Annotated in this window: 22 protein-coding genes and 1 tRNA gene; 15 read left to right on the forward strand and 8 right to left on the reverse strand. The window is 44.1% G+C overall.

Features of this window, described 5'->3' with window-relative positions:
* The first annotated feature begins 19 nt into the window (after window positions 1–19).
* The 4 genes from JF50_RS00950 to JF50_RS00965 are packed head-to-tail and all read left to right on the forward strand — an operon-like array spanning window position 20 to window position 3,128.
* Complete coding sequence (locus JF50_RS00950) at window positions 20–292, forward strand: RebB family R body protein (protein ID WP_039607656.1); 273 nt, start codon at window positions 20–22, stop codon at window positions 290–292.
* 58 nt (window positions 293–350) lie between these two features.
* Entirely contained in the window at window positions 351–1,379 is a 1,029-nt protein-coding gene (locus JF50_RS00955) for a hypothetical protein (protein ID WP_039607657.1), read from the forward strand.
* Between the two features lie 18 nt (window positions 1,380–1,397).
* Window positions 1,398–2,195, forward strand: coding sequence for a hypothetical protein (locus JF50_RS00960; protein WP_039607658.1), 798 nt, complete (start codon window positions 1,398–1,400; stop codon window positions 2,193–2,195).
* 9 nt (window positions 2,196–2,204) lie between these two features.
* Window positions 2,205–3,128 carry a hypothetical protein gene (locus JF50_RS00965; protein ID WP_039607659.1) on the forward strand — a complete coding sequence of 308 codons (924 nt, stop codon included), beginning with the start codon at window positions 2,205–2,207 and terminating at the stop codon, window positions 3,126–3,128.
* A gap of 676 nt (window positions 3,129–3,804) precedes the next feature.
* Here the strand turns inward: JF50_RS00965 and JF50_RS00970 are convergent.
* The 6 genes from JF50_RS00970 to cutA form a co-directional block, all read right to left on the reverse strand.
* Window positions 3,805–3,881: transfer RNA gene (locus JF50_RS00970), tRNA-Ile, on the reverse strand.
* Between the two features lie 188 nt (window positions 3,882–4,069).
* Window positions 4,070–5,410 (reverse strand): acetyl-CoA carboxylase biotin carboxylase subunit, encoded by a 1,341-nt coding sequence (gene accC / locus JF50_RS00975; RefSeq protein WP_023400706.1) that lies wholly within the window; start codon window positions 5,408–5,410, stop codon window positions 4,070–4,072.
* A 20-nt stretch (window positions 5,411–5,430) separates the two neighbouring features.
* Window positions 5,431–5,892 carry an acetyl-CoA carboxylase biotin carboxyl carrier protein gene (accB, locus tag JF50_RS00980; RefSeq protein ID WP_023400705.1) on the reverse strand — a complete coding sequence of 154 codons (462 nt, stop codon included), beginning with the start codon at window positions 5,890–5,892 and terminating at the stop codon, window positions 5,431–5,433.
* Window positions 5,893–5,911: 19 nt separating this feature from the next.
* Window positions 5,912–6,373, reverse strand: coding sequence for a type II 3-dehydroquinate dehydratase (gene aroQ / locus JF50_RS00985; protein WP_039607660.1), 462 nt, complete (start codon window positions 6,371–6,373; stop codon window positions 5,912–5,914).
* Between the two features lie 217 nt (window positions 6,374–6,590).
* A complete protein-coding gene (locus tag JF50_RS00990; RefSeq protein ID WP_039607661.1) occupies window positions 6,591–8,426 on the reverse strand; it encodes a protein-disulfide reductase DsbD in 1,836 nt (611 codons plus the stop codon).
* Window positions 8,426–8,746, reverse strand: a complete 321-nt coding sequence (cutA, locus tag JF50_RS00995) for a divalent-cation tolerance protein CutA (protein WP_039607662.1) — start codon at window positions 8,744–8,746, stop codon at window positions 8,426–8,428. The genes JF50_RS00990 and cutA overlap by 1 nt, the downstream gene beginning before the upstream one ends.
* A gap of 243 nt (window positions 8,747–8,989) precedes the next feature.
* On the opposite strand from cutA, the gene JF50_RS01000 reads away from it, so the two are divergent.
* The 3 genes from JF50_RS01000 (at window position 8,990) to groL (ending at window position 11,685) form a co-directional block, all read left to right on the forward strand.
* Complete coding sequence (locus JF50_RS01000) at window positions 8,990–9,523, forward strand: FxsA family protein (protein WP_039607663.1); 534 nt, start codon at window positions 8,990–8,992, stop codon at window positions 9,521–9,523.
* A gap of 166 nt (window positions 9,524–9,689) precedes the next feature.
* Window positions 9,690–9,977, forward strand: coding sequence for a co-chaperone GroES (locus tag JF50_RS01005; protein ID WP_023400700.1), 288 nt, complete (start codon window positions 9,690–9,692; stop codon window positions 9,975–9,977).
* Between the two features lie 58 nt (window positions 9,978–10,035).
* The gene (groL, locus tag JF50_RS01010) at window positions 10,036–11,685 is read left to right on the forward strand and encodes a chaperonin GroEL (RefSeq protein WP_039607664.1); all 1,650 of its coding nucleotides are present in this window, start codon (window positions 10,036–10,038) and stop codon (window positions 11,683–11,685) included.
* A 75-nt stretch (window positions 11,686–11,760) separates the two neighbouring features.
* On the opposite strand, the gene JF50_RS01015 is transcribed toward groL, so the two are convergent.
* Window positions 11,761–13,908, reverse strand: coding sequence for a winged helix-turn-helix domain-containing protein (locus JF50_RS01015; RefSeq protein ID WP_039607665.1), 2,148 nt, complete (start codon window positions 13,906–13,908; stop codon window positions 11,761–11,763).
* Between the two features lie 276 nt (window positions 13,909–14,184).
* On the opposite strand from JF50_RS01015, the gene JF50_RS01020 reads away from it, so the two are divergent.
* The 6 genes from JF50_RS01020 (at window position 14,185) to JF50_RS01045 (ending at window position 21,138) form a co-directional block, all read left to right on the forward strand.
* Window positions 14,185–15,018, forward strand: a complete 834-nt coding sequence (locus JF50_RS01020; protein ID WP_080760059.1) for an alpha/beta hydrolase — start codon at window positions 14,185–14,187, stop codon at window positions 15,016–15,018.
* Between the two features lie 45 nt (window positions 15,019–15,063).
* Entirely contained in the window at window positions 15,064–16,281 is a 1,218-nt protein-coding gene (locus JF50_RS01025) for a serine hydrolase domain-containing protein (protein ID WP_052262078.1), read from the forward strand.
* A gap of 652 nt (window positions 16,282–16,933) precedes the next feature.
* Entirely contained in the window at window positions 16,934–18,079 is a 1,146-nt protein-coding gene (coxB, locus tag JF50_RS01030) for a cytochrome c oxidase subunit II (RefSeq protein WP_039607667.1), read from the forward strand.
* Window positions 18,079–19,668: a cytochrome c oxidase subunit I gene (gene ctaD / locus JF50_RS01035; RefSeq protein ID WP_039607668.1), complete on the forward strand. Its 1,590-nt coding sequence runs from the start codon at window positions 18,079–18,081 to the stop codon at window positions 19,666–19,668. Before coxB ends, ctaD begins: the two co-directional genes overlap by 1 nt.
* Complete coding sequence (locus JF50_RS01040) at window positions 19,668–20,270, forward strand: cytochrome c oxidase assembly protein (protein WP_052262079.1); 603 nt, start codon at window positions 19,668–19,670, stop codon at window positions 20,268–20,270. Before ctaD ends, JF50_RS01040 begins: the two co-directional genes overlap by 1 nt.
* The gene (locus JF50_RS01045; protein ID WP_039607669.1) at window positions 20,263–21,138 is read left to right on the forward strand and encodes a cytochrome c oxidase subunit 3; all 876 of its coding nucleotides are present in this window, start codon (window positions 20,263–20,265) and stop codon (window positions 21,136–21,138) included. Before JF50_RS01040 ends, JF50_RS01045 begins: the two co-directional genes overlap by 8 nt.
* On the opposite strand, the gene JF50_RS26550 is transcribed toward JF50_RS01045, so the two are convergent.
* A complete protein-coding gene (locus JF50_RS26550) occupies window positions 21,044–21,361 on the reverse strand; it encodes a DUF2909 family protein (protein ID WP_327077575.1) in 318 nt (105 codons plus the stop codon). The genes JF50_RS01045 and JF50_RS26550 overlap by 95 nt on opposite strands.
* A gap of 31 nt (window positions 21,362–21,392) precedes the next feature.
* Here JF50_RS26550 and JF50_RS01050 point away from each other — a divergent pair, with 31 nt between their 5' ends.
* Together JF50_RS01050 and JF50_RS01055 are read left to right on the forward strand one after the other, a co-directional pair.
* Window positions 21,393–22,082 (forward strand): SURF1 family protein, encoded by a 690-nt coding sequence (locus JF50_RS01050; RefSeq protein ID WP_039607670.1) that lies wholly within the window; start codon window positions 21,393–21,395, stop codon window positions 22,080–22,082.
* A complete protein-coding gene (locus JF50_RS01055; protein ID WP_039607671.1) occupies window positions 22,079–22,552 on the forward strand; it encodes a hypothetical protein in 474 nt (157 codons plus the stop codon). The genes JF50_RS01050 and JF50_RS01055 overlap by 4 nt, the downstream gene beginning before the upstream one ends.
* The last annotated feature ends 2 nt before the right edge of the window (window positions 22,553–22,554 follow it).

The raw sequence follows: 22,554 nt of genomic DNA on the forward strand, positions 1-22,554 counted from the left end.
AACCATTAAGGAATAAATCATGGCATTTCCAACTTCAGTCAATGACCAAATCACAGACTCAGTTACGCAAGCGAATGTAAAAGTGCTTGGTGACGCCCCCGCAATGTCGATGGGTAACTTGTTTCAGGCGACTTCACAGGCATTGGCTAATGCAGCGCATAATGCGACAACGGCTCAACAGCAAATGGCTGTTACAGCACAAGCTGCCACAACCATGGGCGTGACTACGTTGTATTCAATTGACACGGCAACAACGGGCGTTGCAACTAAAACAATACTAGCAAGTAGCTAACTTTCCATTGGAAGTGCTGTGCTCCATCAGCACTTCTCACACGCTATGAGAAACCATTATGAGCGAACAAAATAATGATGGCGCGCCAATGGATCCTACACTTGCAAACACTGAGCAATCAGAGGATATCCAAGCGTCTTCGCAAAACGAATCATTGGTAACCCCAGAGGTAACCCCCGAAGCAATGGCATTGTCAGATCAGCAAACTGAGCTGGAAACACAGCAGGAACAGGCGGCGCCGTTACAGTTGCAATCGAATGAATCCCCACCGCCTATTCAGCGCAATGCCCATGACTATATTTATGCATTGGGTCAGCTGAACATTGTATTTCCAAATGAAGGCATTAAGCGGCAATTTTTGAGTGTGGCCATGGATCTTGGTGTCAATGAGAAAGCCTACTATGAAGTGTTTACCAATAAGGCTTTACCAGTCACTAACCCTGCCCGTGATAAATACTTGTATCTTGCAGAGCAAGTAGACTGGGTATTGCATATCGACCAACAACCTCGTTATGTATTGATGCCAACCACGCCCGTTGAATTACAACAACTCATTGCGGCCCTTAAACCCCCTTCAGATACGCTCGAACCGATTTATACATGTGTGATTGGCCATGTAAGCGCTGCTCAAAATGATTTAGCGTTACCTGAGGTGATCTGTCAGCAGGTATATCATCATACGCTGACTGACTTGCACAATACGATGCAACAGATTTCGAGTGCTGAAACCAACGCTATTCAGGATGTGATCAGAGAGTTGGAATTAAAGCCAAACCTTGGCCGCAATGATTATGATCGGGCTAAAAACTTTGTGGCCTTTCGCTATCCTGACATCTATGTGCACACCCATAAGATGCTGACAGGTTCGAATGCGATACCTAATGCCTCATTGCTCCGTATTGCGTTTACCCACTTTGACTCACAATCTGAGCATCAACTGGTGGACATCACATTGACCTATAAAGAAAATGCGTCACCACGGCACCACTATTATTTTCTGCGTGTCGATGTCAGTGGGTTATATCCTTTTATCAATACAGAGATACAGCCATTCATGCCGCTTCAGACAATGATTGCTTCTGGCTAATGCAAAGGAAAAAGTACAATGAACACACCAGACAATGTCTGCGCGCCAGCCCCTGTGCAGCGTGCTTCTAATCAAGCCAACGGCGAACTGGTATATGCCATTGGCAAAATACAGCCGAGCTTTCCGACACTGAATCTCGAAAAACAATACGAGGCTGCCGCATTATCAATAAAGGCCAACCCAGATGAGTTTTACAAGGTGTTTAGTTATCAGGTGACGGCAGATAACCAACCGGATCTCACCTATCGGCCCTTTTTATATTTGGCGCAGCAGGCAACTTGGGTACTGACAATTAACCTCGTCGACTCTTACGTCCTGATACCTGATACGCCCACCCAGCTTGATGCGTTGATTGATACTACTAATCATCTACAAGACGACTACGTGATGAATGGCAGATTGGTTGGCTTTGATATGCCAAATAGCAGGGCGGATTACATGCTGCCTACGGTGAAAGTCAAACACTTGATCAATTCCGCAGACATTAGTATTCCGGTGTTGGCCGATGGTCAACCTGCTAATCGTCAGTTGGCATTGCCGGCGTTGAAACCCACCACAGGCTTAAGTGGGCAAGACAGAGCGGGTAATTATTTTAAGAGTCACTTTTATCAGATTGTCGTGGGTAGTGATCAACAGCTTTTACTTGAAGATGTGCAGGCAATATATGTGCAAGTGCAAGACACGGAGCCGACTCGCCAAGTTTACGAGTTTATATTGAGTAGTTCGGATCGCAGTCGTTATGCCTGCAATATAGATGTGACCAATCAGTATCCTTTTGTTTCATCCCGATTAGCACCGTTTGCTAAAAGTAATTAGGAGGCGACCATGACGTTACCAATGCCAGTTCAGCCCAATAAACCAGTACACCAGTCAGATACTGCTCAGCGCATGAACGCTGAAGACATTGACATCAATTACAGTGGGGCAATGAGTCGATATGTTTATGCTGTGGGGTATATCAATGCCAAGTTTCCATCACTGAACTTAGAGAAAGAACTGTATCAAAACAGCCTTATGGATAAGCATGTTACGCCTTTGCCTATGCTCAAAAACATCAATGACGATATTGCGCTGCAACGACTCAACCGCAACACTCAGCTATATCAGACCTTGTTTAAAGGCTTAAACGTCAGCACCAATCGTTATATTGCACGTAGTATGGAGTGGGTATTTGACAATCGCTACAATGAACAGTTGTATACGCTTGTCATCTCAACCGAAGCGCTGCTCACACAATGTATTTCCGCGCTGGGGCGTGCCCAAAATAATGAGGTAGGGCAGGTTGTCATTGTCGGTGAAATATTGGCGCAAGGTGATGTGTTTGTGCATACCATCGTGCCAGTCAGTGCGCTGCCATTTAGTGACGTTATTCACAGTGAAAGCCATAATAATGCCCAGTTTAAAAGTCTGGTTACTGAGATCACATCATTGGACACCTTTGCCGGTGATACCGATGCGACGCGTGCGTTGAACTATGCCCTTTATAATAACGCAGCCATTTACCAAAACTCTTATCATCTGTGCTACCAAAGCCGTTCAGATGGTCCAAACCCTAACGGCTATCAATTAGTTAAGGTGGACGTGAATATGAATCAAAGTGGCGATAGGCTGGTGGCGGATGTGATCTTTGCTTACCAAGGGATCAACACCGGCGCGATGCAATTTTGGCGAAGCCGAGTTGACGTCACAGGGGAGTACCCTTTTACGGTTGAAGCTTGGCAGCAATACTTACCCAATAACCTCAGTTAAAATAAGCAGCTAGGCAGTGAAGCGCCTTTAAAGTGAAATCGCTGAGGTAACCGAATAGGTTTTCCTTAATTAGCAAGTGGCCGAATTAGCGCATGGATAATCGTGCGGTATAGAGGCCACCAGAGAACCAGCCCTATGTGGCCAAATCATAAATACTGTTCAAAGGCATTAATTGAGGCAGTCTACACACCGAGAATAAATACGTGGTAAAGATGATTAAATCAAATAAATAAGTCTTAACCCTCGTTAAAAATTGATTTATCCCTGCTATATAAAATCTAATGAACTGACAGAATACTTAATGCTGCTATCAAAAAGTTTTTAAGTCAGGGTGAATAGGTTAGCGACTTTAAGTTGTTTTAAATTCTAATTTTTTAGAAATATATAAGTCATGATATTTTTATATTTAGAGGGGGTTATAAAATTTTGCTAAATTTATCAATGAAATATGTTATTTCAGGCATTGGCAAAGGGGGAAGCCCTAAAAAATAATTAGCCAACAGGCGGTACGCAAAATACAAGATGCTTAGAAAATTCAACCGTCAAAGAATCTAAGTGAGAAGTTTATTTCGGTAGGGTGCTTTGTGCTATTTTAGGCCGTGTCACAACATTTAATTATGAGATGACTATCAGTGAAGAATAGAAGTCTGAAGTAATAAGATATGTCACACGAAAATGGTGGCCCCACCTGGACTCGAACCAGGGACCTACCGATTATGAGTCGGGTGCTCTAACCAACTGAGCTATAGGGCCATTTTCAGCGATTGTGTGAAAACAATCTTTTGAAGCGCTGGCAGTATATGAATTTTTGCGCCGCTTGTCACTAGCTAAAGTGGAAAAATATAACTTATCTTGTTCAATTGATTAATAAAAAAGCAGAAAAGTGTGGTTCTGAAAAACAAAAAAGCCGGTATAAACCGGCTTTTTTACGAAAACATCTATTACAGACCGAGTTTCTTCTCTAGATAGTGGATGTTTGTACCACCATTTTGGAAGTTTTCGTCTGCTAAGATCTTCTTGTGTAACGGTGTATTTGTTTTGATACCGTCAATCACAAGTTCGTTTAATGCATTGCGAGCACGGGCGATTGCAACGTCACGGTTTTCACCATAAGTGATTAATTTACCGATCATTGAATCGTAGTGCGGTGGTACTGTGTAGTCAGCGTAAATGTGGCTGTCCCAACGAATACCTAGGCCACCTGCAGGGTGGAAACGCGTGATTTTACCTGGAGACGGAATGAACGACTCTGGATCTTCAGCGTTAATACGACACTCGATAGCGTGACCTTTGATCACAACGTCATCTTGTGTGATTGATAGAGGCTGACCGGCAGCAATTTTTAGCTGCTCTTTGATTAGGTCAACGCCTGTAACCATTTCAGTTACTGGGTGCTCTACCTGAATACGCGTATTCATTTCGATGAAGTAGAATTCGCCATTCTCGTATAGGAATTCGAATGTACCTGCACCGCGATAACCGATTTCAATACATGCACGTGTACAACGGTCACCGATGAACTTACGCATTTCTGCTGTGATACCCGGTGCTGGTGCTTCTTCCACTACTTTCTGGTGACGACGCTGCATTGAACAGTCACGCTCACCTAGGTGAATGGCATTGCCTTGACCGTCAGCAAGTACCTGTACTTCGATGTGACGTGGGTTTTCTAGGAATTTTTCCATGTAAACCATGCCGTTGCCGAAGAACTGCTGTGCTTCAGTTTGCGTCAGTGCGATTGAGTCTAGTAACTCTTCTTCTGAGCGAACAACACGCATACCACGACCACCGCCGCCACCTGCAGCTTTGATGATAACAGGGTAACCGATGCGCTTAGCGATTTGCACGTTGCGCTCGTTGTCTTCTGTCAGTGGGCCGTCAGAACCAGGTACACACGGTACGCCAGCTTTGCGCATTGCTTCGATTGCAGAAACTTTATCACCCATTAGACGAATTGTGTCGCCCTTTGGACCGATAAAGATAAAGCCACTTTGCTCAACTTGGTCAGCAAAGTCAGCGTTTTCTGATAAGAAACCGTATCCTGGGTGGATAGCAACAGCATCTGTTACTTCTGCCGCAGCGATAATGCGAGGAATATCAAGGTAACTCTCAGCCGCAGCTGGTTTACCGATACAAATTGTTTCGTCTGCAAGTAGAACGTGTTTAAGGTCACGGTCGGCAGTTGAGTGCACAGCAACCGTTTTAATCCCAAGCTCCTTGCAGGCACGCAATACACGAAGTGCAATTTCACCTCGGTTCGCAATGACTACTTTATCTAACATAGTGTTTGCCTTCTTGGGAATTATTCGATGATGAATAGTGGCTGATCAAATTCTACTGGCTCGCCGTTTTCAACTAGGATAGCTTTAACAGTACCTGCCTTGTCAGACTCGATCTGGTTCATCATCTTCATCGCTTCAACGATGCAAAGCGTGTCGCCAACGTTTACTTTTGTACCAACTTCAACGTATGCCGCAGCTGTTGGAGAAGACGCAGAGTAGAAAGTACCAACCATTGGAGACTTCACTTGGTGACCTGCAGGTGTTGCTGCTTCTGCTGGTGCGTCAGCTGCTGGCGCCGCCGCAGGTGCTGCTACTGGTGCCGCTGCTGGTGCAGGTACTGCGAATTGCTGAGGCTGAGCCATAACCGGTGCACTGCTGTGACGGTTAATACGTACTGATTCTTCACCTTCGGTGATCTCTAGCTCTGCAATACCTGATTCTTCTACTAGTTCGATTAGTTTTTTAATCTTGCGAATATCCATAACTTGGCCCGCCTGTTAGTTAATTTGAGTTATCTTGTTTGCGCAACTGGTCAATCGCTGCCATTAATGCAGCTTGATAGCCAATTGCACCTAATCCACATATGACGCCTTTCGCTACATCCGAAAAGTAGGAGGTATGTCGAAACGGCTCACGTGCGTGCACATTGGAAATATGCACTTCATAAAATGGGACGCTGATACTGAGCAACGCATCGCGCATGGCGATACTGGTGTGTGTGAAAGCCGCTGGATTGATAATAATACAATCCACTTTGCCATAATGGTCATGGATGGTATTGATAAGCTCTGCTTCACTGTTGCTCTGAAAATGAGTCAGCACCACATCGTGTTGTTCTGCGCACTTTGTCAGTGACTGCATTATCTCTGCTAAGGTCTGTGTGCCATATTTATCTGGCTCGCGACGGCCCAACATGTTCAAATTTGGACCATTAAGTACTAAAACCTTAAAATTTGCTGACATAATGCGTGAAATTCCTTTAAATGGGAAATAACGAGACTTTTTGTCTCTTGCTGTGTCTAACTTAAGCGCTTGCGCGATAAATAGCAAATATTTCTCACGTTCGTGAACTATTATAGAGTGTTCGAGGTAAATAGCAGCAAAATACTGGTCTAATCAGAGATAAAGCACAGCCTATGTAAGTCAGTTGCTTACATAGGCTGTTGGAAGAGGAGTGGATTTATTGGTAATTACGTACTTTACGTAGGTGATCTGCAAAGTCTTCTGCGTTCATAAAACCAGTTACGCGCAGTTCGGGGATTTCATTGCCTTGTTCGTCGAAGAACAGCATGCTTGGCAAGCCGAATACGGTAAAGAACTCCATAATTTCAAACGTGGTGTCATTACTTTCAGTCAAGTCGAGCTTTAATAACTCAAAGTGTTGGAACTCAGCCTGTACTTGCGCCTCTGGGAATGTGTACTTCTCAAACTCTTTACAGGCCACACACCAATCAGCATATAAGTCGACGACGGCAATCTTGCCTTGTTGATTGGCTTTGGCCACTTCGCTATGCAGCCCCTCCAGTCCTTCGATAAGTCGGAACTTTTTCTCCTCCATCACACCGGCAGCAACACTCACTTGTGGTTGAGGTGCTGGGAAAAGCACAGATTTTGCCATAAAGAAGGCACTGACAAATAAGGTCATCGACAGCGCCCATAAGAAGGTTTTGCCTTTGCCTTGTGTTTGCGCACTTTGCCAATAGTGAAGATATAGTGCTGTAGCAATGGCCAATACTGAGGCCAGCATCACAATAATGTCAAAGTCTAAGATGCGCTCGAGTAAAATCAGTGGCACAAACAACATTAAGAAACCAAACAGCGTTTTCACCTGCTCCATCCAGCCGCCTGCTTTGGGGAGCAACTTACCACCTGAGGTGCCCAATAATAGTAGCGGTAGACCCATACCTAAGCTCAGTGCATATAAAGTCAAGCCACCAACAAGGTAGTCACCACTTTGCGCAACATATAACAGTGCAGCAGACAGCGGTGCGGTTGTACAAGGACTGGCGATTAAACCTGATAGCACACCCATCATAAAGACGCCGGTATAATTGCCGCCTTTTTGCTGGTTACTGATCTCTGTTAATTTGCTCATCATGCCGCTTGGCAGTTTTAGCTCAAACCAGCCAAACATGGCAAAAGCTAAAATAACAAACAAAATACTGAAGCTAATCAGTACAGCAGGGTGTTGAATATAGCCTTGGATATGACCCCCAAAATAAGCCACAACCAGACCCAGAGCTGCATACGTGACCGCCATGCCTTGCACATACACAAATGACAGTGAAAATGCCTTTTTGGTAGACAGGTTCTGCTGACCAGCAATGAGGCTAGATAGGATCGGGAACATGGGGAATACACAAGGCGTGAATGCCAATAAAACACCCACTAAGAAAAACGCGCCTAAATTGGTAACAAAGCTTTGCTGCGCCAATTTATCGCTGAAAGTCAGCTCGCCGTCATCATTACTGTTAATTGCTTTTGGTTGTGGTGCCGGTTTAGCCGTCGTTTGTTGCGTGTTAGTTTCACTTTCATCTTGCTTGGCAACTGTATTCGCTGCACCAGCCAGCGCTGTGAGTGGGATCTCAATGATCTCTGGTGGGTAGCATAGTCCCGCTTCTGCGCAGCCTTGGTAGCGAATTTTCACCATGGCATCTTGGCCAATATTGCTCAATTTTGAGACCACCGAAAGTTCATCAAAGTATACTTCGGTGCGGCCAAAAAACTCATCTTCAATCATTCTACCTGTGCTTAGCTCAGGTACTTTGATGTCTGCGCCCTTGGCGACAAATTCCAGCTTGTGCTTATAAATGTAATAACCAGGGGCAATATCCCAGCCAGTAAATAACACGGAACCTTGCTGGTCGAAATCAAACTCAAAAGCTTGATCAACCGGTAAAAAGGTTTGTTGTTTTGGTTCTAATAAGCTGTCTAAGACCGAATTATTGGCCACAGCTTGAAAGCTGCCTATAAATAGCAGCGTTAAAAAAGAAAATAAGAGCGTCGTCAGTCGCATTAATTTAGTACCTCTTCCATCCAGTTAAAATATTGCTGCGATCCTTCAGTGATTTCAATCACTTGTACTTCAGGCACATCGTAACTGTGCTCAGCTTGGATCGCATCAATGACCTTACTAACCAGTGCGGATTTTGTTTTGACTAGTAGTTTAACTTCTTCATCTTGCGTGACTTTTCCTTGCCACACGTAGATTGACTCTATTTTTGGCAAGATGTTCACACAAGCGGCTAATTTATTTAAAACTAAATGCGCCGCGATGTGGCGGGCATTGTCTTGATTATCACAAGTGGTCATGACCATTCTATATGGGGTACTCATCGTGTTTTTGCCGACTAAGTTGGTTTTGCCCTTATAGTAACGAATGACAACCCGGATCCCAAGGTGTGCTCGTTGAGTTGCATTTATATACTCTGAACTTTCAAACTCGGTTTTGTTCTAACGATGAGTTTTGATGTAAAACCGATACAGTAAGTGATCACCAGAGTGCGATTAGATGCTGACTGTAAGCTTGAAATTAGACCTGACAAGCCATACATCTATTTCAGTTTATTTGGAGAATCTATGTTTAAAGTTCTTTTTTTGTTATTCATTGTCGTGCCCATTGTTGAAATTGCGCTGCTTATTCAAGTCAGTGATGTGATTGGTGGGCTTGCTACCATTGCGCTGGTCATTGCCACAGCGGTGTTAGGTGCAAAATTGGTCAAGCAGCAGGGATTAGGTGCGTACTCTAATGTACAACAGCAAATGTCGTCAGGTAAGTTACCTGGACAAGATTTATTTACAGGCTTGTGCGTGATCATCGCGGGTGTATTTTTAATGACGCCAGGGATCATGACTGATGCCATTGGTTTTATGTTATTAACTCCCGTAATTCGCGAAAAAATAGCAAAAGCACTGATTGAGCAAGCCAGTGTAAAAATGCAAAGCTCTGCGCAAAGCAGCATGTTTGGCCAAGGTTTTGGTCAGCCCCAAGCGCATCAAGAAGCACAGCCTTCCTTTGAAGAGCAGAAATTTGACCCGTTTGAGCGCAAAGCGCCGAAGTCAGAATCGCAATCCTCTACCACCATTGAAGGTGAATATCAGAGAAAAGATTAAAATTTTTTAGTTTTTTCTCTTGGGTTTTAAATATCCACCCCCATCTAGAATTGCAAGTTACAAATTAATCCAGAGAGTCGCGTTTGCGCCGTTAGTCGGGCCGCGGCTCACTCTGAGTAAACAGATTATTCTGTCCTTGTTCAGAAAAGTTAGGAGAACTAAATCAATGAACATTCGTCCTTTACATGATCGCGTTATTGTTAAGCGTCTAGAAGAAGAAACTAAATCTGCTGGCGGTATCGTATTGACTGGCTCAGCAGCTGAAAAATCAACTCGTGGTGAAGTTGTTGCTGTAGGTAATGGCCGCGTGTTGGACAGTGGTGAAGTAAGAGCACTAGAAGTAAAAGCAGGTGACACAGTACTATTCGGCTCATACGTTGAAAAGACTGAAAAGATCGAAGGTCAAGAGTACCTGATCATGCGTGAAGACAATATCCTAGGTATTGTTGGCTAAGCAGTAGCTTGTAACCAAAATAGCAGCTTTAACGAAAAGAATTTAGAGGAATAAAAACATGGCAGCAAAAGAAGTTCGTTTTGCAGGTGACGCTCGCACTAAAATGCTTCAGGGCGTTAACGTATTAGCTGACGCAGTAAAAGTAACACTGGGTCCTAAAGGTCGTAACGTCGTACTTGATAAGTCATTCGGCGCACCAACTATCACTAAAGATGGTGTATCTGTAGCGAAAGAAATTGAACTTGAAGACAAGTTTGAGAACATGGGCGCACAGATGGTTAAAGAAGTTGCGTCAAAAGCAAATGATGCAGCGGGTGACGGTACAACAACTGCAACGGTTCTTGCGCAAGCAATCGTAAATGAAGGCCTTAAGTCTGTTGCAGCGGGTATGAACCCAATGGATCTTAAGCGCGGTATCGACAAAGCTGTTGTTGCAGCAGTTGAAGAGCTTAAAGCACTTTCAGCGCCATGTGCTGACACAAAAGCAATTGCACAGGTAGGTACTATCTCTGCAAACTCTGACAAAGAAATTGGTGACATCATTGCAGAAGCAATGGAAAAAGTAGGTCGTGAATCAGGTGTTATCACGGTTGAAGAAGGTCAATCTTTAGAAAATGAACTAGACGTTGTAGAAGGTATGCAATTTGACCGCGGTTACCTATCTCCATACTTCATCAACAACGCTGAAAAAGGCCAAGTTGAGCTAGACAACCCACACATTCTACTTGTAGACAAGAAAGTATCTAACATCCGTGAGCTACTTCCTACACTAGAAGGCGTGGCTAAGACAAGCAAGCCACTTCTTATCATTGCTGAAGACCTTGAAGGTGAAGCATTGGCAACACTAGTTGTGAACAACATGCGTGGCATCGTAAAAGTAGCTGCGGTTAAAGCACCTGGTTTCGGTGACCGTCGTAAAGCAATGTTACAAGATATCGCTATCCTAACGGGCGGTACTGTGATTTCTGAAGAAATCGGTCTAGAGCTTGAGAAAGCAACACTAGAAGACCTAGGTACAGCTAAGCGCGTTGTTATCACGAAAGATGACACAACTATCATCGATGGTGTGGGTGAGCAAGCTGCTATTGACGGCCGCGTTTCACAAATCAAAGCACAAATCGAAGAAGCAACGTCTGACTACGACAAAGAAAAACTACAAGAGCGCATGGCAAAACTTGCTGGCGGTGTTGCAGTAATCAAAGTTGGCGCAGCAACTGAAGTTGAAATGAAAGAGAAGAAAGACCGCGTTGAAGATGCACTACATGCAACTCGCGCTGCGGTTGAAGAAGGTGTGGTACCAGGTGGTGGTGTTGCACTAGTTCGTGTTGCTAGCAAGATTGCAGGTCTTGAAGGCGAAAACGAAGATCAAAATCACGGTGTTAAAGTTGCACTACGTGCGATGGAAGCGCCACTTCGTCAAATCGTTTCAAACGCAGGTGACGAAGCGTCAGTTGTTGTTAACGCTGTAAAAGCAGGCGAAGGTAACTACGGTTACAACGCGGCAAACGGCCAGTACGACGATATGATCGAAATGGGTATCCTTGACCCAACTAAAGTAACACGTTCTGCACTACAGTTCGCAGCGTCGGTAGCGGGTCTGATGATCACAACTGAAGCTATGGTTGCTGAAATTCCAAAGGATGAAGCAGCTGCTGCACCAGATATGGGCGGCATGGGCGGTATGGGCGGCATGGGCGGCATGATGTAATCATCCCCAGCTCATAAGCTAATACAAAAAACCCAAGCAATTGCTTGGGTTTTTTGCTTTTAAAAAGCGACTGAATTAGTGGCTAAGTGCTAATTCTGCGAGCTCTTTTTTAGCATTAATGCGCAGTGACACTAATGCGGTTGAGCCTCTCACATCGGTAAGGTAGTCAAGGGTTTTTGGCAGTTTCATTAGCTTTGTAAACTGTTGCTGTTCTAGATGATAGCGCCATAACTCAAACTGTTCGTTGACCCCATAGAGGACGTGATTATCAAGCATGAATCGTTTGTCGCTGCCTTGCTCAATCAGCGCTTCGATGAGCGTATCTTCGACCCCACCAGTTTGCCAAAATCGATCGAGTTGATCTGTGTACACAACATGTCCATTTTCAGTACGCTGTGCCCAGTTGACTGGTGTATCTCTAAGGATGGTAAACGTCAAATCAGACAGGTTAAGCTGCGCAAATTTTAGTAGTCCTGCGACACGAATATTGGCCAATGCGGTTTGCTGTTCGCTATCCCAATCGAAAAGCTGTTCAATAGGAACTGTATAAGGAAAGTGCAGATGATTGCCACCCAGTGACAGTTGGGTTAGCTCTTTGCTTGAACTGGTTAGGAGGCTTTGTCCATTTTGGGCCCAAACTAGTCCATCAATATAACTATCCATCGCAAAGTTTGATAGCTGTTGACTCGTTGTACCATCACTGATCCAAACTTGGTCAATGCCCGAACGCTGTGAACGAAAAGCGAGTTTAGTGCCATTTGGCTGAAATAAGGCACTGCCTTCAGAAGAAATTGAGCGCTCAATAATATCGAATTTGGGTTGATGGGCATGGCCTTGCGTGTCGCCAGCTTTTGGTTCTGAGAGTGTCAGCAGTGCGATATCTCGGTCATAAAAGCCTTTAATGACCAACATTCGGTCGCCATCTGGGTGAAAGCTTGGCGATCCCATCGGTTCATCGAGAGGCAAGCTGACTTTATTAATGATGCCATCATAAGACAGTGTAAATAACTGCCGCCCGGTGCTGAATACCAGCTTTTCATCAAATGGGGAGAAGCTGGGGTAGATAAAGCGGTATTTAGCAATTTCTTGCGGGTATTGAATGGCGACTTTTGAGCGTACTTCTCCTTCGGGGGTGACGAGCTGTAGGTGATATTGGCCTGCTGTGTTTAATGTGGTCAGCGCAAGCAGATTTTCCTTTGCTGAATAGGCATATGAAATCACGTTATCATTTTCTGAGCCATAAATGACCTGACTCTCTTTACTGTCAATGGTGTAACGTATTAACGCCCATCGGGCTTGGTGCTGTTGCAATAAGGCCAGGTGACCACCACGCATCCAATTGGGTGAGCGCAGTCGTGAGTTTTTGCATTCCATGATGCTTGTGGGTTGCTGCGGTGAGGTGAGCGATTTGGCAAAGTCTAAACGCATAAGCTGATAACACTGCTTTTGAGTAATGGGTTGCCGACAATCTTGCTCTTGAACAAAATACAGTGTTTTTCCATCTTCTGAGAAAGTATGTGTGCCGTTTGAATTGAGCGCTTGTGTGAGTTGGAATTCAGCTTGAGTTTGGGTGTGTTTAGCCCACAGGTTGTTGATACATAAGCGGTCTTCATAACGGTGGAACACTACATAGTCACCATCAGGCGAATAGATCCCAGCGTTTTCTCTATTATCGGTTGCTGTGAGCGCGGTGAGCTTTTCAACATGAAACGTGTCGGGTTGTGGTTGGTTGAGCAGTGTCATTGCACCAAACACGATGACGCCACCTATCATTGTGAATGAAACTGTAGACCTGAAGGGGCGTTTCCTTTGGGTGGGCGTTACGGGCAATTCAGGGGCTATTGTTTGCTCGGTTTGCTCGTGGTTATGCGAAGGTAATGTACTCTCAGGTATTGCAGTGCGCTTATCATCCCATCTGACCTTGACCTCTAAGCTGTATCCTTGCTTAGCGTGGGTTTTGATGAACACTTGTTCTTTACCGTCATCACCAAATGCCTTTCTGAGCTGTGCGATGCTACGCTGCAGTGTATTTGGTGAGACGATAACATCTTGCCACACAGCATCAAGTAGCTTGTCTTGACTCAATACTTTGCCTTGGTACTGGGCTAAGACGCTCAGCACAGCAAGTGCTTTAGGAGCAAGTGTTTGGGTGTGTTGTTGATAGGTGATCTGATTTCTGGATACATCTATATAAAAGTCGCCTACCCAATACTGTTGTTGCATAGCCCTTCCTACTGATCGTTGGCAGTGAGTGTGATTATTTTAGTGCGTATAAAGCAAGGTTAACATACGTATTAGGTTGCGAAATATCAAATTATAACCACCTGAATTGTTTGCTATTTTATTTTTCATTGCAAAGTCAATGAGACGTCAGCAAAACATCAAGTCTCTCATTCCGAATACGCTAACCTGCTTTCCTAGTTAACCAATAACATGCAGGCGAGTAAGCAATAACTCAGCTGTTTAGCCTAGTTTGTTGCATCTAAATAACGAGGAAGAATGATGAAAAAATTTGTACAGACATTGATATGCATGATGCTGCCGCTGTGGAGTTTGCAAGCAATGGAGTTTGAGGCGTATGCCATGCCTAGAACGCAAGTGGTCCCAATCAGCAATTCAGTGAATGGTGGCCAATATGAACTGCTGGTCAAGTTGCCTGAGGACTATGGCAAAGACTCAAAACATCGTTACCCTGTGGTGTATTTCACCGATGCCGTATGGCAACTCGATCTGTTGTCTGCAGCAACGACATTTTTAATGGATGATGTGATCTTAGTGGGAATTTCTTGGCAAAAAGACATGCCTAAGGTTGATGGTCAGATTGCAGCGCCACATGCCAGCCGGTTTCGAGACTATACAGCGACTGCATCAACGGATAAGGCTCGTCAAGCCAAGTATCACTTTGGTCAAGCCGAAAAACATTTAGCTTTCATTCGTGAGGACGTCATCAAGCGGGTTGATTCGCTGTATAGAACCAAACCAGATCAACGTGCCTATTTTGGCTATTCACTGGGTGGGCAATTTGGACTGTATGCTTTGGTTACACAGCCAGATACATTTAATCACTACATCTTAGGCAGCCCTGCTTTAGGTGGCAGCGTGGACTATTTAAGTGAATTATTGAGTAAGCAGAAACAACTTAACGCCAATGTGTTTATTTCTTATGGCGACCAAGAAGCACGCCTAAAAACACATGTTGATCGATTGCTTGTTAAGTTAAATGCCCACGCTCAGAGCAAGTTGTTTTTAACCCACGAAGTGATGGAGGGAGATCACTCACAAGCGGTACCCATGACGGTCGCGCGTGGTGTGTCATGGTTGTCGGATTTATAAATAACTGTTTTTGGATAGAGAACACTGAAGTATATGGGGAAAAGCATGGCATTATTTTGCAATAATTGGATTAAAAAAAAGCAGATCCTATTGAGTTATATATCTGTTCTGGGCGTCGTAAGTGTGTCGGCAATAGCGGGCACACCCGCAGCGCCAAAGGTGACAGCCGCAGAGAGTAAGTTACCGCATTCGGAGCTACCTAATCTCGAAGTACCTTATATCGATTTTACGCCAGAAACGTTAAGCGATGGTATTCGAGTTGGCAATTTTGATCATGTAAAAGCGGATAAGGCCATGCTGAATAAATTGGCCATGGAGGTGAGCACTCAAAAGCTCGGAAAGTATGATAGTTTGCTGGTCGTAAGAGGAGATACACTTATTTTTGAGTCGTATTATTTACGTGGACGAATTGATAACCCCCATCCTCAAGCCTCTGTGACTAAAGCCATACTGAGTTTGGCGATAGGTCGAGCTATGGCTCTTGGTCATTTAACAATGGCGGACTTGGACAAGCCCATTATATCATTTTTCAATGACTTGAATTCTGAGGCGTTTTCTCCAGGTGTTCGGCGCATTACCTTGCATCAAGCTTTAACAATGCAATCAGGATTACGCATTAAACGCGAATTATATGCGGCGTTACGCACAAAGTTGGGGCAAAAGAGCACTCAAGCTCAGTTGCAAGCACTGCTGTCAACGTCATCACCGATTACGCCTTTGAAGCAAAGTTTTAATTACCAAAGTGAAGATCCTGCACTTGTAATGCTGGTACTCAATAAGGTGGTGCCCAGTGGCGCAAAAGCATTTATCGAACAGGCGCTGTTTAATAAATTAGGGATTTTTAATTATCAATGGCGAGAAGAGGTCGACGGTCTGCCTATTGGGGCATATGGCTCAGAGTTAACATCGAGGGATATGGTTAAGTTGGGGTTGTTGGTTAAATCTGATGGGCAGTGGCAAGGTGAGCAATTGATCCCCAAAGCGTATCTGGCTAAATCATCAAATAAGATAGTCGCACTGAATGACAGTGATATCTTCTTCACTGGGAGTAAAGTAAAGCGTCCAAGCTATGGTTACTATTGGTGGCAAGCGGACGTGCTGTTTGGTAATAAGCGCTACTTTACACGCTCCGCACAGGGAGGCGGAGGGCAATATATCGTTATCATTGATGAACTGGATTTAATCATTGTGACAACAGGTCATGAGCGTGAAGAGCAAACTATGAAGATGATTGCTGAAAAGATATTGCCCATATTTAATTAAAAAATTGCCATGGATAATGCGTGGTTATTTTTATTAATTGCTATGTGAGGTTTTTATTTTCACCTTAAAATGGCGTTTAAGGTGAAAATAATAAACAAACTGAAATTGGGTGCATTTGTTCATGTTGCTTGTTTTAACTTATATTTATGTTTCGGTCTATTAAACACCCATAGGCAAGGCGTTTAATGAGTAAGGTGAAAATGCTTGGCGAGGGAGGTGCCAGTGTCTGACTATCTGACTGATTGCACTTTTTTATACCTTTTTGGTATAAGTTTTTGATTTTTTACTAAGGAGTAAGAAAATTTAAAGTTGATACTGTTTACAATTTTTTCAATAAAAGATGTTAAAGCCAACGTTTGAACTCACTTTAATTTTTCAATGATGACACACTAAAATTTTAAGTAATTGTTTTGATTTGCTAAATAAAAGCTTATCCATTTCTAGTTAATTGCGTTAGCATCGGATATGCCCGATTTTTAATGAAGCAAATACTCCAAATTAACGTAATCTGTAAAATACAAAACTTGCAAGCTGGTTGTTTCTTTACTAATCGTTAAAGAAGTCATGCAGTTTAGGCAACAACGCCTATTGACAGTCATCCAATAATAAAAACCCCTTCAAGATTAAAATTATAAGGGATCGGAGACGTCACATGAATCTTGCGAATTTAAAGCTGTTCAATATCTTTGTCCCATTACTGGCAAGCTTCAGTGCAGTAGCCAGCGATTACAACATGCGTCAAGGGGTGACGGATGTCAGTAATGAGGTTTACCAGTTACATATGACGATCTTTCTGATTTGTTGTGTGATTGGCGCTATTGTCTTTTCGGTGATGTTTTGGGCGTTAATACATCACCGTAAGTCCAAAGGCGCTGAACCAGCCCAATTTCATGAGAGTACCAAAGTGGAAATTGTGTGGACCGCAATTCCATTTTTGATCTTGGTGGTGATGGCGATTCCGGCGACTAAAACGCTGATCGCAATGGAAGATACCAGCAAGTCTGATCTCACCATCAAGGTGACAGGGTCTCAATGGAAGTGGCATTACGAATATATGGGCCATGATGTTGACTTTTTTTCTGTCCTGTCGACGCCAAAAGATCAAATCGACAATTTGCAGGCGAAAGATGAGCACTACCTGTTAGAGGTCGATAAACCGCTGGTTATTCCTACCGACCGAAAAGTACGATTTTTACTGACCTCCGATGATGTTATCCACTCGTGGTGGGTGCCCGATTTTGCCGTAAAAAAAGACGCTAACCCTGGTTTTATCAATGAGGCGTGGACGCGGGTAAATGAGCAGGGAATTTATCGTGGCCAGTGTGCTGAACTGTGCGGAAAAGATCATGGCTTTATGCCCGTTGTGGTTGATGCGCGCTCCCCCGAAGATTTTGATATTTGGCTCGCAGAGGCTAAGCAGGCTAAAGCTAAAGCGCTACAGGCTGAGGCAGCCTCTGTGGGGGTAACGCTTTCAAAAGATGAATTAATGGCAACAGGCGAAAAAGTGTACATGGCATATTGTGCCGCATGTCATCAGCCAACAGGGTTAGGGTTACCGGGTGTTTTTCCAGCGATGAAGGGCAGTGCCGTCGTCAATGGTGAGTTAAAAGCGCATATTGACATACTTGTGAATGGGCGACCTGGTACAGCCATGCAAGCTTTTGGTAAGCAGCTCACGCTAACAGAAATTGCCGGTGTGATCACATACAAACGCAACAGCTGGGGTAATGATACTCAAGAGGTAGTTCAGCCTGGGCAAATTCAGGCCTTCATTGATGGGACTAAGGAGAAAGAATAATGTCGACTACCGCACAAGAGCAACCTGTATCTCATGAGCACCATCACGGTGCACCGTCGGGGCTAAAACGGTGGATTTTTACAACTAATCACAAAGACATAGGCTCTTTATATCTGCTTTTTTCGTTATTGATGTTTTTAACCGGTGGTGCCATGGCGATGGTTATCCGAGCCGAGTTATTTCAGCCGGGTATGCAGCTTGTTGACCCGCACTTTTTCAATCAAATGACGACGGTACATGGCTTGATAATGGTATTTGGTGCTGTTATGCCTGCATTCACAGGGCTTGCTAACTGGATGATCCCGATGATGATAGGGGCGCCTGATATGGCCTTGCCGCGGATGAATAATTGGAGTTTTTGGATATTACCTTTTGCGTTTGCCATATTACTCGCTTCTTTATTTATGGAAGGCGGTGGCCCGGCTTTTGGCTGGACATTTTATGCACCACTCTCCACGACTTATAGTAATGATAATACGGCGCTGTTTGTCTTTGCCGTGCATATTATGGGGGTGAGCTCAATAATGGGTGCCATCAACGTGATAGTCACCATTGTTAATATGCGTGCACCGGGTATGACTTGGATGAAGCTCCCGTTATTTGTTTGGACATGGCTAATCACTGCTTTTTTATTGATTGCTGTCATGCCCGTATTGGCCGGTGCGGTGACCATGGTGTTAACTGATAAGTATTTTGGGACTAGCTTTTTTGATGCCGCAGGGGGGGGAGATCCGGTGATGTTCCAACATATATTCTGGTTCTTCGGGCACCCTGAAGTGTACATCATGATATTGCCTGCATTTGGTATTATCTCAACCATTGTGCCGACCTTTTCTCGCAAAAAACTGTTTGGTTATGCATCGATGGTGTATGCCACATCGTCGATTGCATTATTGTCCTTTGTCGTGTGGGCACATCATATGTTTACGACAGGCATGCCTTTGGCTGGTGAGCTTTTTTTCATGTATGCGACCATGCTGATCTCGGTGCCGACAGGTGTAAAAGTCTTTAATTGGGTTGCAACCATGTGGCGAGGCGCTATCAGCTTCGAAATTCCGATGATGTTTGCAATTGCGTTTATTGTTTTATTCACCCTTGGTGGTTTTTCCGGCCTTATGTTGGCCATCACACCCGCAGACTTTCAATATCATGATACGTATTTTGTGGTCGCTCATTTTCATTATGTACTCGTAACCGGTGCCGTTTTTTCAATTATGGCTGCGGCGTATTACTGGTTGCCGAAATGGACAGGAAATATGTACAGCGAAACATTAGCACAATGGCATTTTTGGCTGTCACTGGTGAGTGTCAACGTGCTGTTTTTCCCAATGCACTTTGTTGGGCTAGCCGGTATGCCAAGACGTATTCCTGACTACGCACTGCAATTTGCAGATTTTAACGCCATTATCAGCATCGGAGGTTTTGCATTTGGCTTATCGCAGCTTCTATTCGTGGCGGTTGTTTTCAAATGTATCGCAGGGGGAAAACCTGCTGATAGCAAAGTATGGGACGGTGCTGAGGGGCTGGAGTGGCAAGTGGCATCACCTGCGCCCTATCATACTTTCTCAACGCCACCAAAGGTTGACTAATGCATACCGCGCTATTGCAAAAATTGGTGTTGACGGTACTGGGTATGTTTGCGTTTGCATTTGCCTTGGTGCCTCTTTACGACGTGTTTTGTGACATCACAGGCCTTAATGGCAAAGTGGATTTGGTCGTGGCGCAAAAAAGTGAAGGCGTTGATGCATCCCGAGAAGTTGAAGTGAGCTTCACGACGCATGCAAAAAGTACAACACCTTTCAAAGTAAAAGCGCTGCAATACTCGGTGAGTGTTCAACCTGGCAAGTTATCGGAAGTAAAGTTTTTGGCGCAGAACACCAGCGATAGCGCGCGAATTATGCAAGCAATTCCCTCTGTGTCGCCTGGTCAAGCTGCCAAATACCTACATAAACTGGCCTGTTTTTGTTTCGACCAACAGCCCATGGCTGCAAATGCATCACTTGAATTTACATTGCGGTTCTATGTTGATACTGAATTACCCAAAGATGTACAAGAACTGACACTCTCTTACACCTTATACGACATCACAGAGAGCGTTACCGCAGGGAATATTGAGCAAACACCACAGGTGCTCACTCAACCGTTTATTTCGGTGATGTCACCTATTGTACGAGGACCTCAAAATGGATAAGAGTTACCAAACCTATTATGTACCAGAGCAAAGCCCATGGCCTATCGTCGGTGCCATTGCAATGTTTTTTATTGCGGTTGGTGCAGGGTTAACGGTTATGCAGTTAGGTAAAGAAGCCAATTCGGGTCTATGGACACTATTGATAGGCATTGTTGTGCTGATAGCGATGATTGTGGGTTGGTTTAGACATGTGATTGATGAGTCGATGAGCGGACTCTATTCAGCGCAAATGGATCGCTCTTTTAGGCAAGGTATGGGGTGGTTTATATTCTCTGAAGTGATGTTTTTTGCCGCATTTTTTGGTGCTTTATTTTACGTCAGGATGTTTGCTGTACCGTGGCTGGGTGGCGCGAGTAACAACTTGATGACCAATGAAGTACTGTGGCCTGATTTTGAAGCGGTTTGGCCATTGCTAGTCACGCCAGATGGCACTGCGACGCAAGCCATGCCATGGCAAGGTTTGCCACTCATCAATACCGTGATCCTACTTACTTCCTCAGTCACGTTGCATTTTGCGCACACGGCTATTGAGCGAGATGAACGAACAAAACTCAAAGTGTTTTTAGGGTTAACCATATTACTGGGGTTCATTTTTTTAGGTTTACAAGTTGAAGAGTACATACATGCTTACATTGAACTTGGGCTGAAATTGGACTCGGGAATTTATGGCAACACATTCTTTATGCTGACTGGGTTCCACGGTATGCATGTGACACTTGGCGCACTGATGTTGCTGGTTGTTTGGTTACGCGTGTTAAAGGGGCATTTAGACGCTAATCAACATTTTGCATTTCAGGCGTCGGCTTGGTACTGGCATTTTGTGGATGTTGTGTGGCTATGTTTGTTTGTTTTTGTGTATGTGCTTTAGAGGTTGGCTGAGCATTAAACGTAAAGAAGCCCAGTTGACTAGAGAGTGTGATGACGAGCATGGTAATTAGCGAAAAGAAAACCCGTTTTCCCAGAATTTGAGACATGTTTTTCGACTTTTCAGCGCCACTTAACATCACAAATAAGGCGTGAAAAAGTTGGTATAGAATAACGAAAAGAAGTGCTGTGATAATCCATTTTATAAGCATTAGGGGGTCTGCCATTAGCGTGTTTACTAAAAAGATTAGTACAGTAATGCTGATTTTTGCAGTGGTGTTGGTGATGTCTATCTGCTTTAGACTGTCGTATTGGCAATGGCAAAGGGCACTCGATAAGCAATCCCAGCTTATGATGTTGAGCGAACAACCTGAAAATAAACAGCTTTTGATAAACACGAACGCGGAATTACTACAAGGTGCTAAAACCGTGTTAGTTGGGGAGTTCAGATCTGGTTATTGGTGGTTGCTTGATAACAAAATCGTCAACGGGCAAATTGGTTATGACTTGATAGCATTATTTGATGCGGACGGGGTAAATGATCCCCTTATTGTAAATTTGGGATTTGTAGCTGCGGGTAAAGATCGCGCTCAGTTGCCGAATATTGAGCTACCTGTTGGCCCCATTGAAATTGACGCTCAGTTTAAAATTGGTGAGTGGTCGGGGTTCACATTGGCAAAGTATCCAAACCAAAGTATCCACCATCGCAATGTCTTACAGTATTTAGAGCCGTCTTTTTTTAGCCGCGAAATAAATGCGGCGGTCTCGCCGTTATTGGTGATAGCAAACCAACCTGTGATGGCAGACGTTACTCCGCATTATCAGGCGGTTGTAATGAGCCCTGACAAGCATCGAGCTTATGCCCTGCAGTGGCTACTGATCGGTTTATCGGCAGGCATCATCGCATTTTTTGCGATTAGGCAAAAATCCAAGGAGTTGATCAAATGAGTAAAACACTAGGGTTGTTTATAGGTTGCTTTATCTTGCCAATCATTGCAGCTGTTACGGTACTGAGTTTAGATTTAAGGCCCCAGAGCACAACGAATCATGGTGACTTTTTAGAGTCTGAAGTTTGGCTCCCTGTGCAATCAAAAGATAAGTTGTGGAGCATTGTTTTAAATGTGCCAAAAGGGTGCCACTCAGCCTGTGATGTACAAAAAAATAATGTAGAAAATTTAGATGTTGCACTAGGAAAGCATCGCAATAAAGTTGCTATCGTAGTGGTAGAGGATGGTGATAATTCGATAGAGCAAGGTGCTCAAAATAAGCTGATGCCGGCAGCATTTTATTTAGTGGATAAACATGGCCTAGTTGTTTTGGAATACCCTTACGAGTCAGATCCTGATGCGAATAGATTAGTTCTAAAGGGACTCTTAAAGGATATGAAAAAACTCTTAAATTACGCTCGTTCTCAGTAAGG

Source organism: Pseudoalteromonas luteoviolacea, assembly GCF_000814765.1.
Taxonomy (GTDB): domain Bacteria; phylum Pseudomonadota; class Gammaproteobacteria; order Enterobacterales; family Alteromonadaceae; genus Pseudoalteromonas; species Pseudoalteromonas luteoviolacea_H.